Origin of the sequence: Variovorax boronicumulans NBRC 103145, assembly GCF_001591345.1 — a bacterium.
GTDB lineage: Bacteria > Pseudomonadota > Gammaproteobacteria > Burkholderiales > Burkholderiaceae_C > Variovorax > Variovorax boronicumulans.
This window is the reverse complement of sequence record NZ_BCUS01000073.1, coordinates 1-13,587: the sequence shown is the minus strand read 5'-3', so window position 1 is coordinate 13,587 and position 13,587 is coordinate 1. Positions and strand designations below refer to the sequence as shown.

The 13,587-nt window shown below is 70.5% G+C and carries 11 protein-coding genes; 6 read left to right on the top strand and 5 right to left on the bottom strand.

The annotated features are described in order from the left end of the window. The first annotated feature begins 53 nt into the window (after positions 1-53). From VBO01S_RS20085 to VBO01S_RS20070, 4 genes are all read left to right on the top strand, one after another. Complete coding sequence (locus tag VBO01S_RS20085; RefSeq protein WP_255221154.1) at positions 54-1,697, top strand: AMP-binding protein; 1,644 nt, start codon at positions 54-56, stop codon at positions 1,695-1,697. A 13-nt stretch (positions 1,698-1,710) separates the two neighbouring features. Beyond that, positions 1,711-5,007, top strand: a complete 3,297-nt coding sequence (locus VBO01S_RS20080; RefSeq protein ID WP_062478405.1) for a carboxyl transferase domain-containing protein — start codon at positions 1,711-1,713, stop codon at positions 5,005-5,007. 66 nt (positions 5,008-5,073) lie between these two features. Beyond that, positions 5,074-6,408, top strand: coding sequence for a GDSL-type esterase/lipase family protein (locus VBO01S_RS20075; RefSeq protein ID WP_255221153.1), 1,335 nt, complete (start codon positions 5,074-5,076; stop codon positions 6,406-6,408). Positions 6,409-6,520: 112 nt separating this feature from the next. Then, complete coding sequence (locus tag VBO01S_RS20070; RefSeq protein WP_062478401.1) at positions 6,521-6,895, top strand: YXWGXW repeat-containing protein; 375 nt, start codon at positions 6,521-6,523, stop codon at positions 6,893-6,895. A 31-nt stretch (positions 6,896-6,926) separates the two neighbouring features. On the opposite strand, the gene VBO01S_RS20065 is transcribed toward VBO01S_RS20070, so the two are convergent. Beyond that, the gene (locus tag VBO01S_RS20065) at positions 6,927-8,174 is read right to left on the bottom strand and encodes a S1 family peptidase (protein ID WP_062478399.1); all 1,248 of its coding nucleotides are present in this window, start codon (positions 8,172-8,174) and stop codon (positions 6,927-6,929) included. 22 nt (positions 8,175-8,196) lie between these two features. Next, entirely contained in the window at positions 8,197-9,054 is an 858-nt protein-coding gene (gene purU / locus VBO01S_RS20060) for a formyltetrahydrofolate deformylase (protein WP_062478396.1), read from the bottom strand. A 70-nt stretch (positions 9,055-9,124) separates the two neighbouring features. Between purU and aptA the strand changes: the two genes are divergently transcribed. Further along, positions 9,125-10,459, top strand: a complete 1,335-nt coding sequence (gene aptA / locus VBO01S_RS20055) for an omega-aminotransferase AptA (RefSeq protein ID WP_062478394.1) — start codon at positions 9,125-9,127, stop codon at positions 10,457-10,459. Here aptA and VBO01S_RS20050 read toward each other — a convergent pair. Further along, positions 10,443-11,261, bottom strand: coding sequence for a ChaN family lipoprotein (locus tag VBO01S_RS20050; RefSeq protein WP_062478392.1), 819 nt, complete (start codon positions 11,259-11,261; stop codon positions 10,443-10,445). The two genes, aptA and VBO01S_RS20050, sit on opposite strands and share 17 nt — an antisense overlap. Positions 11,262-11,325: 64 nt before the next feature. Between VBO01S_RS20050 and VBO01S_RS20045 the strand changes: the two genes are divergently transcribed. Then, positions 11,326-12,381, top strand: coding sequence for an AbrB family transcriptional regulator (locus tag VBO01S_RS20045; RefSeq protein ID WP_062478390.1), 1,056 nt, complete (start codon positions 11,326-11,328; stop codon positions 12,379-12,381). A 69-nt stretch (positions 12,382-12,450) separates the two neighbouring features. Here VBO01S_RS20045 and VBO01S_RS20040 read toward each other — a convergent pair whose 3' ends face one another. Together VBO01S_RS20040 and VBO01S_RS20035 are read right to left on the bottom strand one after the other, a co-directional pair. After that, positions 12,451-12,732 (bottom strand): BTH_I0359 family protein, encoded by a 282-nt coding sequence (locus VBO01S_RS20040; RefSeq protein WP_062478455.1) that lies wholly within the window; start codon positions 12,730-12,732, stop codon positions 12,451-12,453. Positions 12,733-12,841: 109 nt separating this feature from the next. Beyond that, positions 12,842-13,587, bottom strand: a 746-nt coding sequence (locus tag VBO01S_RS20035) for a DUF3108 domain-containing protein (protein WP_157627395.1), incomplete at its 5' end; no start/stop codon positions are given.

Genomic DNA, 13,587 nt, shown 5'->3' with positions numbered 1-13,587 from the left:
GCAAGCGCCGGCCATGCGCAGGCGGCTATCGATAACCCTGAGAAAGTGACGCCATGGAGACAACGCCCGCCACCCCGCCACGCTTGAAGGAACTGCCGCCCCGCGTGCAGCAGCCCCTGCATGCCTACCTGCGCGACCACGCACGCACGCGCGGCGACGCCACCGCCTGCCTCTGGTACGGCCAGGCCCTGAGCTGGGCCGAGCTCGACCGCGCGAGCGACGCCTTCGCCGCGCGCCTGCAGGCCCTGGGCGTGGCCAAGGGCGAACCCGTGGTGCTGTTCCTCAACAACTGCCCGCAGTACCTGGTGGCGCACTTCGGCATCCAGAAGATCGGCGCCATCGTCTGCCCGAGCGGCCCGCTCAACAAGGAGCACGAGCTGGCCTACCAGGTCAACGACCTGAAGGCGCGCGTGATCGTCGCGGCCGCGCCGCTCGTGCCGGTGGTGCGCAAGGTGCAGGCCGAGAGCGCACTGGCCCACGTGTTCGTGGTGCACTACGCCGACCTGCTGCCCGCCGAGCCCACGCTCGACCTGCCGGCCGAACTGGCCGCCGAGCGCACGGCCGAACGCACCGTGCCCGAAGGCTGCGAAGACTTCCTTGCCGTGATGCGCAGCGGCGCCACGCCGCAGCCCGTCGCCATCGACATGGACGACATCGCGCTCATGACCTACACCTCGGGCACCACCGGCCTGCCCAAGGGCGCGATGCTCAGCTACGGCAACGCGCTCTTCAAGACGCGCGCCGCGGCCGACTGCAACGGCGTGGGGCCTGGCGACGTGCTGCTGTCGATCGCGCCGCTGTATCACATCGCCGGCATGCTCATGGGCGTCAACGTGCCCGTGCTCAGTGGCGCGGCCTCGGTGCTGATGCATCGCTTCGATCCGCGCGCCGTGCTGCAAGCCATTGCCGCTTACAAAGTGAGCTGGTGGTACAGCATCGCGCCGATGAACGTGGCCTGCATGCAGGTGCCCGACATCGCCCGCTTCGACCTGTCGAGCCTGAAGATGAACCCGGTGACCAGCTTCGGCATCGCCTTCACCGAACCGCTGGCCGCGCAGTGGCGCTCGTACGCCAACCACTGCAGCTCGTTCGAGGCCGCCTACGGCCTGAGCGAAACCCACACCTGCGACACCTACACGCCGCACGTGGCGCCGCGCTGGGGCACGCAGGGCGTGCCGGTGCCGGGCGTGACCATCCGCATCATCGACACCGAGACCCAGGCCGACATGCCCACGGGCGAGGTCGGCGAGATCGTGCTCACCAGCGCCGGCTCGTTCAAGGGCTACTGGAACAAGCCCGAAGCCACGGCCGCCACCCTGCGCAACGGCTGGGTGCACACGGGCGACATGGGCAAGCTCGACGCCGACGGCTACCTCACCTTCATCGGCCGCTTCAAGGAAATGATCAAGGTCTCGGGCTACAGCGTGTTCCCCGAAGAGGTCGAGACCATCCTCATCAAGCACCCGGCGGTGGCGCAGGCGGCGGTCATTGCGCAGCCCGACCCCGAGAAGGGCGAGGTCGTGAAGGCCTTCATCGTGCGCAAGCCCGGCGCCGCGCTCGAGGCCGACGCGCTCGTGGCCTGGGCGCGCGAGAACATGGCGAGCTACAAGGCGCCGCGCGCCGTGAGCTTCATCGATGCATTGCCGACCACCGGCGCGGGCAAGGTGCTGCGCCGTCTGCTCAAAGACAAGACCTGAAAGGCTTCCTCGCGTGTTTTCCAAAGTTCTGATTGCCAACCGCGGCGAGATCGCCGTGCGCCTGGTGCGCGCGCTGCGCGACCTGGGCATTGCCAGCGTGGCGGTCCATGCGCGCGACGATGCCGCCGCGCTGCATGTGCAGCTGGCCGACGTGGCGGTGGCGCTCGACGCGACCGGCCCTTCGGCCTACCTCGACGTGGCCGCGCTGATCGCGGTGGCGAAGGCGCAAGGCTGCGATGCGGTGCATCCCGGCTACGGCTTCCTCAGCGAACGTGCCGACTTCGCACAGGCCTGCGCCGACGCGGGCCTGGTCTTCATCGGCCCCACGCCCGGGCAGCTGGGCCTGTTCGGCGACAAGGCCCGCGCCCGCGAACTGGCCGCGCAGTGCGACGTGCCCGTGATGCCCGGCAGCGCCGGCGCGGTGACGCTCGCGCAGGCGCAGGCCTTCTTCGCCGAGCAGCACGCGCAGGGCGCGGGCGTGATGGTGAAGGCCATCGGCGGCGGTGGGGGGCGCGGCATGCGCGCCGTGCTCACGGCCGACGAGCTGCCCGAGGCGCATGCGCGCTGCATGTCCGAGGCCAACGCGGCGTTCGGCATCGAGGGCGTGTACGTCGAGCGCCTGATGCGCAATGCGCGGCACATCGAGGTGCAGGTGCTCGGCGACGGCAGCGCCGTGGCCAGCCTCGGCGAGCGCGAGTGCACGCTGCAGCGCCGCTTCCAGAAGCTGGTGGAGATTGCGCCCAGCCCCTCGCTGCCCGAGCCGCTGCGCGCGCAGGTCACGCAGGCCGCGCTGCGCATGGCCAAGGCCGTGGGCTATCGCGGCCTCGGCACCTTCGAATTCCTGGTCGATGCCGCATCGACCACTTTGCCTTTCGTCTTCATCGAGGCGAACCCGCGCCTGCAGGTCGAGCACACGGTGACCGAGGCGGTGACGGGGCTGGACCTCGTGCAGCTGCAGATCGCCGTCGCTTCGGGCGACACGCTGGACGCGCTCGGCGTGGAGGCCGGCCGCACGGCGCCGCAGCGCGGCTTCGCGGTGCAGTGGCGCATCAACGCCGAGACGCTCGACGCGCAGGGCAACGCACGCCCCGCGGGCGGCACGCTCGCGCGCTTCGACCTGCCGGCCGGCCCCGGCGTGCGCGTCGACACGCACGGCTACGCAGGCCTGGCGCCTTCGCCGCACTACGACACGCTGCTGGCCAAGCTCATCGTGCATTCGCCGTCGCCGCGTTTCGCGGACGCGCTGCGCCGCTCGCTGCGCGCGCTCGACGAATGCCACATCGACGGCATCGCCACCAACCTGCCGCTGCTGTGCGCCATTGCCGCTCGGCCCGAATTCGCGACGCAGGCCGTGCACACGCGCTTCGTGGAAGCGCACCTGGGCGACCTGCTCGCGGACGCGAAGGCGTTCGAGAAGCACGCGAAGAAGGTCACCGCGCCCGCCGCCGCGAGCGCACCGGCGCAGGACGCGGAAGACGACGACGGCCTCACCGTCAAGGCGCCGATGCCCGCGAAGCTGGTGCAGTTCGAGGTCGCGGTGGGCGACGTGCTGCCCGCCGGCGCGCAGCTGGGCGTGCTCGAGGCCATGAAGATGGAGCACCTGCTGCACGCGCCCGTGGCCGGCCGCGTGCTGGCGCTGCTGGCCGCGCCCGGCGACTACCTCGTCGAAGGCCAGTCGCTGGTGCGGCTGGAGGCCGTCGACGCGCAGGGTGTGCAGGCGCAGGCGCGCGTCGCGCACGACCTCGATGCGATCCGCCCCGACCTGCAGAAGGTCATCGACCGCCACGCGCCCACGCTCGACATCAACCGCAAGGCGGCGGTCGACAAGCGGCATGCGCAGGGCGGTCGCACCGCGCGCGAGAACATCGCCGACCTGTGCGACATGGCCGGCGACCCCGGCAACTTCATCGAGTACGGCGCGCTCGCCATCGCTGCGCAGACGCGCCGCCGCTCGCTCGAAGACCTCATCGCCAACACGCCGGCCGACGGCATGGTGACGGGCCTGGGCAGCGTCAACGCGAAGCAATTCGGGCCCGAGAAGTCGCGCTGCGCCGTGCTGGCCTACGACTACACCGTGCTGGCCGGCACGCAGGGCATGCGCAACCACCACAAGACCGACCGGCTGCTCGCGGTGGCGCACCAGCTCAAGCTGCCGGTGGTGCTGTTCGCCGAGGGCGGGGGCGGGCGGCCGGGCGACACCGACATGCCGATCGTCGCGGGCCTGAATAACCACACCTTCAGCCAGTTCGCGGCGCTGTCGGGCAAGGTGCCGGTCGTCGGCATCGTGCACGGGCGCTGCTTCGCGGGCAACGCGGCGCTGCTGGGCTGCGCCGACGTGATCATTGCCACCAAGGGCAGCAACATCGGCATGAGCGGCCCCGCCATGATCGAAGGCGGCGGCCTGGGCACCTTCGCGCCCGAGCAGATCGGGCCGAGCAGCGTGCAGTCGCGCAACGGCGTGATCGACATCCTGGTGGAAGACGAAGCCGCGGCCGTGGCGGCTGCGAAGCAGTACCTGTCGTACTTCCAGGGTCCGGTGAGCGACTGGCAGTGCGCCGATCCGCGCACGCTGCGCCATGTGGTGCCCGAGAACCGCCTGCGCGTGTACGACGTGCGCGCCGCGATGCGCGGCGTGGCCGACACCGGCTCGTTGCTCGAACTGCGCGCGGGCTTCGGCGCGGGCATCGTCACGGCGCTGGCGCGCATCGAGGGCAAGCCGGTCGGCCTGATGGCGAACAACCCGCACCACCTGGGCGGCGCGATCGACGTGGAGGCGGCCGACAAATCCGCACGCTTCATGCAACTGTGCAATGCCCACGGGTTACCGATCGTGTCGTTGTGCGACACGCCCGGCTTCATGGTCGGGCCCGAGGTCGAGGCGCAGGCGCAGGTGCGCCACGTGTGCCGCATGTTCATGGTGGCCTCGCACCTGCGCGTGCCTTTCTTCGCGGTGGTGCTGCGCAAGGGCTACGGCCTGGGCGCGCAGGCCATGACCGCCGGCGGCTTCGATGCGCCCGTATTCACCGTGGCCTGGCCCACCGGCGAGTTCGGCGCGATGGGCCTCGAAGGCGCGGTGCGGCTGGGCTTTCGCAAGGAGCTCGCGGCCGTGCCCGAGGGCGCCGAGCGCGACGCGCTCTTCAAGCAGCTGGTGGCGCAGCAGTACGCGAACGGCGAAGCGATCCACATGGCGCAGACGCTGGAGATCGACGCGGTGATCGACCCGGCCGACACGCGCACCTGGCTGGTGCGCGGCCTGGCGTCGGCGACGCGGCCGGCCGAGGCGGTCTCGGCGTACGTCGACACTTGGTAACTTTGGGTTAGACCTCGTCACCGGCGCGGGCAAGGCGGCTCCGTACACTGGGCCGCTTTTGCACGCATGAAGCTTCCTGCTCGCTGGCGCGTCCGACTGCGCGACGCCGCCTTTTCCCCTGCACACTGGATGGCCGTTCTCGGCCTTGCGGTGCTGCTCGTGGGCGTGCAGGCGGTGTGGGCCGAGAAGGTCGAGCAGGCGGCACGCCAGCCGGCCGAAGCGCGCTGGGTGGCGAGCTGGGCCGTGGCGGTGCTCGACTTCGCCGAACTGGATGCGAACCCCGCCACGGCCGCCATCGGCGGGCCGGGCGACCATGTGTTCCGCGGCCAGACCTTGCGCCAGATGATGCGCCCGACGCTCGACGGCGAGCGCATCCGCGTGCGGGTGTCGAACCGCTTCGGCAAGACGCCGCTGCGCATCGCCGCCGCCACCGTGGCCCTGGGCGCGGGCGGCGACGCCATCTCGCCGGCCTCGTTGCGCACGCTGCGTTTCGGCGGCCGCGCCACCGTCACCGTGGCGCCGGGCGCGGAAGCATGGAGCGACGGCGTGGCGCTGAACGTTGCGGCGGGCCAGGCCGTGGCCGTGAGTCTTTTTCTCGACCGCGCGACACCGTTCGCCACGATGTACCTGCTGTCCAGCGACACGGGCTGGCTGGCGCAAGGCAACGCCGTCTCGGCGCCCCGGCTGTCGAAGGCGGTGGCGCTGCCGATGAGCCACATCGTGACCGGGCTCGACGTGCTCACCACCCGACCCGTGCGCACCGTCGTTGCGTTCGGCGATTCGATCACCGCGGGCGGTGGCGAGTCGGGCGACGGTTCGTACCCCGACATGCTCGCCACGCGGCTGCGCGACAGCCCGCAGGCCGCGCACGCGGTGTCGGTGATCAACGCCGGCATCGGCGGCAACCGGCTGCTGGTGAACGGCATCGGCCCCGACGGCCTGTCGCGCTTTGCGCGCGATGCGCTGGGCCAGAGCGGCGTGACGCACGTCATCGTGCTGCTGGGCACCAACGACATCGGCCGCGCCATCTTCGCGGGCATCCCCGGCCTGAAGGTGCCGCCGCACGACGTGCCCACGGCCGAGCGTGTCACCGAGGGCCTGGGGCAGCTCGTCAACCAGGCGCGCGCCAAGGGCGTGAAGGTGCTGCTGGGCACCGTGCCGCCCTTCGGCAACACGATCTACGGCACCGACGCCAACGAGGCCATGCGCGAGGCCGTGAACCGCTGGGTGCGCAGCCGCCAGGACGTCGATGGCGTGGTCGACTTCGATGCCGTGCTGCGCGACCCCGCGGCGCCGCGTCAGCTGAATCCGACATTCGACAGCGGCGATCACCTGCATCCCAACCGGGCCGGCCACGCGGCCATGGCCGCGGCCATCGACCTGCGCGAATTGCAGGAATAAAGCGCGTCCGCGGCAGCGAAACAGCTCTACACAAGATTTCGCGCAGCGCTTACAGGCGCTTCACACGGTCCCGGCAGCATGAAGGCTCCTCCAACAACCATGGGGCTTTCTCATGAAAACACTCGCAGTCGCTCTTTCCATCGGTGCCGCTTCGCTGCTGTCGGTGGGCGCCCTGACCGCTCCCACGGCCGCGCAGGCGCAGGCGGTGATCACCATCCAGGGGCCGCCGCCCCCGCCGCGCTACGAGCGCATGCCGCCGCCGCGTCGCGGCTACGTGTGGTCGCCGGGCCACTATGAGTGGCGTGGCGGTCGCCATGTGTGGGTGCGCGGCATGTACGTGCGCGCCCGCCCGGGCTATGCCTACCGCGCGCCGGAATGGCGCGAGAACAATGGCCGCTGGGAATACAACCGCGGCCGCTGGGACCGCGACGGCGACGGCGTGCCGAACCGCCAGGACCGGCGTCCGGACAACCCGTACCGCAATTGATCGATAGAGAGCGCGCGGCGCGCGCCCGGGGCTAGCGGATGCTCACCAGCTCGAGCACTTCGCTGACCTGGAACGCGCCGCCGCTCGCACCGCCGCGTGTCTGCACTTCGAAGCGGACGACGCGGCCCAGCTCCGGCGAGAACCACACGCTGGCGCGGTAGGTCCCGTACTGGTTGCCACTCCAGGCGCCCGCGTTCGCAAAGCGCTGGGTGTGGCCGCGGTAGTCGATCTTCACCACCTTCATCTCGCGGCCGTTGACCGGCAGCATGGCGGCGTCGTCCACCACGTGGGCGCGCAGGTCCATCTTGATGCGCGTGCCGCCCATGGTGGCGTCGTATTCCGTGGCCCAGGCGGCGTCCTGTTCCAGGGTCGGCCGGGCCCAGCCGCCCGGCGGCATGACGCTGTCGAACTCGCCGCCCACGGCCGTCGTGACGCCGATCACCTCGCCGCCCGGCTTCTCGATCCAGCCGCCGTTGTTGAAGCTGAGCCGGTCGTCCGAGGCGGTGGCCGTGTCCGCGCGGTAGATCACCTTGCGGTAGGTGTTGGTGAGGCGGTCGTGCAGCTGGTACTCCACCATGCTCGGGCGCTGCAGCGACACGCTGGCCGGCGCGGGCTGCGAGGCGAGGCGCTCGATGGCCCGCTGGCCGCGCGTCGGCAGTTCCGCGATCCATGCGGCCGGCATGGCGAGGGTCGCCGGGGCCGATCCGGCGACGAGGCCCACGAGGCGGCCTTGCGCATCGAACAGGCCGGCACCGGCCAGGCCCGCCTCGGTCGGCGTGGCCAGTTGCAGCGACTCGAGCGCGCCCGCGGCGTTGCGGCGCACGCCGCCGAGCATGGAAATGCCGAGCGTGAGCTCGCGCCCGCGCGGCGATCCGATGACGTACAGCGGCATCCCGACCTGCAACGCCCCCGCGGGCACGACGCCCAGCGTCGGCGACACGAGGTTCGCGATGCGCAGTTGGCACAGGTCGCGTTCGACGTCCGGGTGCTCCAGCACGGCGCCGTAGCTCACGTTGTCGCGGCGCAGCGCCACGGCGCTGGCCTTGGCCAGCAGCTTGCAGCTGGTGACGGCCGTGCCCGGACCGGTGGCCACCGCGCTGCCGGTGGCCAGGACCTTGCCCTGGGCGTCGCTGGCCTGCACCACCCAGACGCTGGGCGAGACGCGCGCGAACAGCGCGTCGGGCGCCAGCGGGGCGCCGCCGGCGCGGGCGTCCTGGGCGAAGGTGGCGGGCGCTGCCAGAGCGGCAGCAAGGGCGAAAAGCGGAAGCTGCAGGCGCATCTGGGAGCGGCGATGGAGTGGGTTAGCGGAACACGACCGTGCGGTGGCCGTTCAGCAGCACGCGGTGCTCGCTGTGCCACTTCACGGCACGGGCCAGCACCTGGCTTTCGGTGTCGCGGCCGCGGGCCGTGAGGTCTTCGACCGTGTCGGTGTGGTCGGCGCGGGCCACGTCCTGCTCGATGATCGGGCCTTCGTCGAGGTCGGCCGTCACGTAGTGGGCGGTGGCGCCGATCAGCTTCACGCCGCGGTCGTGCGCCTGGTAGTAGGGCTTGGCGCCCTTGAAGCTGGGCAGGAACGAGTGGTGGATGTTGATCGCGCGGCCGGCCAGGCTCTTGCACAGGTCGTTGCTCAGGATCTGCATGTAGCGCGCGAGCACCACGAGTTCGGCGCCCTCGGCCTCGATGATCTCCAGCTGTTTGGCCTCGGCCTGCGCCTTGGTCGCGGCCGTCACCGGGATGTGGTGGAAGGGCACGTTGTAGCTGGCGGCCAGCTGGTAGAAGTCGCGGTGGTTCGAGATGATGGCGCGCACGTCGATCGACAGCAGGCCGCTCTTCCAGCGGAACAGCAGGTCGTTCAGGCAGTGGCCTTCCTTGCTGACCAGGATCACGGTCTTCATCGGGTCGGCGGCGGCGTGCAGCTGCAGGCTCATGCCGAAACCGGTGGCGAAGGCCTTCAGCTCCTCGCGCAGCACGGCTTCGCTGTGGTCGCCGCAGGCGAAGCGCACGCGCATGAAGAACAGGCCGGTGCCGTGGTCGTTGTATTGGGCGGCCTCTTCGATGTTGGCGCCGCGCTCGAGCAGGAAGCCCGACACGGCGTGCACGATGCCCGTCCGGTCGGGACAGGAGAGGTTCAGGATGTAGGCAGGCGTAGTGGTCGTCATCAGGGGCAGGATTGTGGCAGGGGTGCCAGAATCGCGATTTTCCCTCCCCACATAACCGCAGGAGCGAGACATGGCCTTCCAGGACTTCAACATGGACAACCAGTGGTTGCCCTTCACGCCCAACCGCCATTTCAGGAAGGACCCGCGGGTTTTCGTGGCGGCCGACGGCATGACGTTCACCACGCACGACGGCAAGAAGGTGGTCGACGGCATTTCCTCGCTGTGGTGCGTGGGCGCGGGCCACAACCGCAAGCCGATCAACGAGGCGATCAAGAAGCAGCTGGACACGCTGGACTACGCCACCGCCTTCCAGGTCAGCAACGACAAGGCCTTCAAGGCGGCCGAGATGATCGCCGCGCTGGCCCCGGGCGACCTGAACAAGGTGCTGTTCTGCAACTCGGGCTCCGAGGCCGCCGACACCTCGATGAAGGTGGCACTGGCCTACCACCGCGCGCGCGGCGAGGGCCACCGCAACGTGTTCATCGGCCGCGAGAAGGGCTACCACGGCGTGGGCTTCGGCGGCATGTCGGTGGGCGGCATCCCGGGCAACCGCAAGGTGTTCGGCTCGGCCTTCCTGCCGCGCGTGGACCACATGCGCTTCATCCACGACCCGGTGAATCACGCCTACATCCACAACGCGGAGCCGGTGTGGACCGAAGACCCGCTGGTCGAGCTCGAAACCCGCATCCTGCCGCTGCACGACCCGAGCAACGTGGCCGCGATCATCGTGGAGCCGGTGGCCGGTTCGGCCGGCTGGTACCTGCCGCCGCAGGGCTACCTGAAGCGCCTGCGCGAGATCTGCGACAAGCACGGCATCCTGCTGATCTTCGACGAGGTCATCACCGGCTTCGGGCGCATGGGCACCAACTTCGCGTCGGACTATTTCGGCGTCGTGCCCGACATGCTGAACTTCGCCAAGTGCGTGACCAACGGCGTGATCCCGCTGGGCGGCGTGATCTGCCGCGACAAGCTCTACGACGCGATGATGAAGACCGACGCGCCCGAGCACGTGGTCGAGTTCTTCCACGGCTACACCTACTCGGGCCACCCGGTGGCCTGCGCCGCCGCCATTGCCACGCTCGACCTGTTCAAGGAAGAAAACCTGTTCGCGCGCGCCGGCGAAATGGGCAAGGTGCTGGGCGATGCCTTTCACAGCACCTTCAAGGGCCTGCCGAACGTGGTGGGCATCCGCAGCCTGGGCCTGGCGGCGGCGGTGGAGCTCGCGCCCATCGCCGGGTCGCCGGGCAAGCGCGCCTACGAGGTGTTTCTCGACTGCTTCCACAAGGGCGCGCTGGTGCGGCCCGCGGGCGACGTGCTGGTGATCGCGCCGCCCTACATCGTCGAGAAGCAGCACATCGACACGCTGGTCAACACGCTGGCGGATTCGATCAGGAAGTTCGCCTGAGCACGCCCGCGCAGTAGTCCACCGGCGGCAGCGCCGGCGTGCGCCAGGTGGCGTCGTAGGCGTCGGTGTCGTCCTCGGCCGGGCCGCCGGCCTGCAGGTGGACCGTCTTCACCGACACGTCGGTCGGCAGGTGCTGCGGCACGCCCAGCACCTTGGTGACGTGGCCCGCGCCGGCGATCAGCACCACCGTCTTGCCCGGCTGCCGGGCCTTCACCAGCGCCTGCGCCATGGCGCGGTCGCGCCCGACCTGGATGCGGGTCATGGGGCCGATCTGCGATTCGGGCAGCAGCTTGCAGTGGCCCTCGCGCACGGCCTCCTGCTGCGCGGCGTAGGCCTCGCCGTTGAGCTGCACGTCGAGCGAGACGTCGGCCATCGCGTCCTTCATGCGCGCACGCGGCAGGTTGGCGCCGACCACCGGCACGCCGGCGCGCACCGCCGTCATCACCGTGGGGCCGTAGCGCGTCCAGGGCCAGGCCTTGTCGTTCCAGCCGAGGGCGGTCTGCACCTGCGCATCGGTCGCGGTGGCGGGCAGGCGGGCGCTGCTGCGGCCTTCCTCGGCCATCTCGAGCGCCAGCGCGGCGAGCTGGCCGCGCTCGGCCAGGGCCTGCACGGTCTCGCGTTCGAGGACGTGGTGTTCGGGGGCGTCGTGCTGCTCGCCGAGCAGCAGCGCATCGGCCGGCAGCAGGGCCGCCACGCGGCGCGCGACGGGCGCCTCGGCGGACAGCGCGGCGCAGCCGGCGAGCAGGGCGACGGCGACCAGGGGCGCGAGGAACCGGGAAGCACGGGAAGGACGAGGAGGCATCCCGCCATACTATGCCCGGCGCCCTGCACCGGGCTGTCGTCCTTTTCCGCTGCTTTCTCTGCCCGTGTCCTTTCGTTTTCCCCTTCGTGTGCTGGCCACGCTGCTGCTGGCGCTGGCCGCCGCACTCGCCTGTGTCGCCCTGCACACCCCGCTGCCCTGGATGATCGGCCCGCTGTTCGCGGTGTCGCTGGCCTCGATCGCGGGCCAGCCGACCGCGAGCCACACGCCGTTGCGCAACCTGGGGCAGTGGGTCATCGGCACCGCGCTGGGCCTGTATTTCACGCCGCAGGTGGTGACGCTGGTGGCTGGCGTGTGGTGGGCGATCCTGCTGGCCATCGGCTGGGCGCTGCTGCTGGGCTGGGCGTTCGGGCGCTGGCTGCACCGCGTGCATGCGGCGCGCATGCCGCATGTGCCGGCGAAATCCATGAGAGCCACGACTTACTTCGCAGGCGCCATCGGCGGCGCTTCGGAGATGACGCTGCTGGCCGAATCGACCGGTGCGCGCACCGACCTGGTGGCCGCCGCGCACAGCCTGCGGTTGATGGTGGTGACGGTGACGATCCCGTTCGCGATGCAGTGGAGCGGGCTGCACGGCCTGGAGATCAACCCGCCCGGCGTGCGCGAGGTGAACCCGGCCGGGCTGGCCTTGCTGGCGCTGGCCACCGGCGTGGGCGGGCTTGCGATGCGGGCGCTGGGCCGCACCAACCCGTGGTTCATGGGGCCGCTGCTGGTGGCGATGGGCTTCACGGTCGCGGGGCAGTCGCTGTCGGCGGTGCCGACCTGGCTGTCGAACACCGCGCAGCTGGTGATTGCCGTGAGCCTGGGCGTGCGCTTCAGCCGCGAGTTCCTGCACACGGCGCCGCGCTGGCTCGGCTCGGTGGCACTGGGCACGGTCGGCATGCTGGTGCTGTGCGCCGGCGCGGCCTGGCTGCTGGCGGGGGCGACCGGGCTGCACCCGGCCACGATGATCCTGGGCACCTCGCCCGGCGGCATCGCCGAGATGTCGATCACGGCCAAGGTGCTGCAGCTGGGCGTGCCGGTGGTCACGGCCTTCCAGGTGTGCCGGCTGGTGGCGGTGCTGCTGATCGTGGGGCCGATGTACCGCTGGACCGAGCGCTGACGGCGCAGTACACCGCCAAAGAAAAAGCGCCCCGCGGGGCGCTTTTTTCGTTCGGGCGGGGCAGGCCGCTCAGTGCACCAGCACCGGCGTGTGCGCCAGCTCGGCATAGCCTTCGAGCGTGTCCTCGACCTCTTCCTGCGTGGGCGTGTTGAGCTGCCAGGCGGCGATCTGCTGCTGGAACAGTTCGGCCCAGGAGCCGTCGAGGTACACCTCCTTGCCAGAGCGCTTGTCCACGATCTCGAAGCCGTGGCGTTCCAGCACGGGGCCGTTGGGCGTCGTGCTGGGCTCGTCGCCGTCGTTCGGCTGCACGTGCACGACGACGAAGGACTCGGAGTCGTAAAGCATGTTCATGGCGGGCCCTGTGAGGATGTCGATGGCGTTCATGGGGGTTAGATAGCAATCAACGCGCCAGTTTCAAGAACAGTTGTCCTCGCGCCGTTGATATGTGAGCCTTTTTGCCTCAATTGGCGGGCGCTTCGGGTAGGGGTTTGCGCAATTGGGCGTCAGCAAAGTCGCCGTTTGCCTCGGTCTGGCGGATGCGCACGGGCAGGTAGCCGTAGCGCGGCGCCAGCCAGAGTTCCAGTTTCCGGTCGAAATCCTTGCGCGGCGTGCGGGTGAGCTTGCGCGTGGTGAAGTCGCCGGCCGGCAGGCTCAGCTGCTCCTCGTCGCCGACTTCGAAGACCCAGACATCGCCGTCGCGCACGCCCACCGTCTGCACCGAGATCCGGGTGCCGGCCGGGTAGCGCCCCGGGCTGGCCGCCAGCAGGCCGCCCAACTGCATCATCACGCTCATGCGGTCCTGCGCGCCGGGCTGCAGGGGCACGGGGGGGGCGTTGTTGCTGAAGATGATCTGCCCCTGGTCGCGCGCGAAATGCGAGGCGACCTCGGCCTTGCGGCTTTCCGAATAGCGCTCGGGTTCCAGGCCCGAGGGGCCGATCTTGCCGGTGCTGTGCCAGTTCAGCAGGGTGAAGAACACCGCCTTGAGCGTGAGCCGCCCGTCGTAGCGGCTGCCGTCCTGCAGCCAGACCAGCTCGCCGAACACGCCGCGCTGCGGCGAGGCGCCTTTCTGGCCCGTGGCCTCGAAATCGAGCGTGACCGAGCCCGGAATCCGCAGCGCCTGGGTGCCGGCGATGGTGCCCGAGGCGCCGCTGCCGGCCGTGGTCGTGCCGCCCTGCGTGCCACCGGCCGTGTTGCCGGTGGCGGCGG

What these genes read in the sequence shown, in the direction of transcription:
- VBO01S_RS20085 (WP_255221154.1), top strand. Translation starts at nt 54, where the DNA reads ATGGAGACAACGCCCGCCACCCCGCCACGCTTGAAGGAACTGCCGCCC.
- VBO01S_RS20075 (WP_255221153.1), top strand. Translation starts at nt 5,074, where the DNA reads ATGAAGCTTCCTGCTCGCTGGCGCGTCCGACTGCGCGACGCCGCCTTT.
- VBO01S_RS20070 (WP_062478401.1), top strand. Translation starts at nt 6,521, where the DNA reads ATGAAAACACTCGCAGTCGCTCTTTCCATCGGTGCCGCTTCGCTGCTG.
- VBO01S_RS20065 (WP_062478399.1), bottom strand. Translation starts at nt 8,174, where the DNA reads ATGCGCCTGCAGCTTCCGCTTTTCGCCCTTGCTGCCGCTCTGGCAGCG.
- purU (WP_062478396.1), bottom strand. Translation starts at nt 9,054, where the DNA reads ATGACGACCACTACGCCTGCCTACATCCTGAACCTCTCCTGTCCCGAC.
- aptA (WP_062478394.1), top strand. Translation starts at nt 9,125, where the DNA reads ATGGCCTTCCAGGACTTCAACATGGACAACCAGTGGTTGCCCTTCACG.
- VBO01S_RS20050 (WP_062478392.1), bottom strand. Translation starts at nt 11,261, where the DNA reads ATGCCTCCTCGTCCTTCCCGTGCTTCCCGGTTCCTCGCGCCCCTGGTC.
- VBO01S_RS20040 (WP_062478455.1), bottom strand. Translation starts at nt 12,732, where the DNA reads ATGAACATGCTTTACGACTCCGAGTCCTTCGTCGTCGTGCACGTGCAG.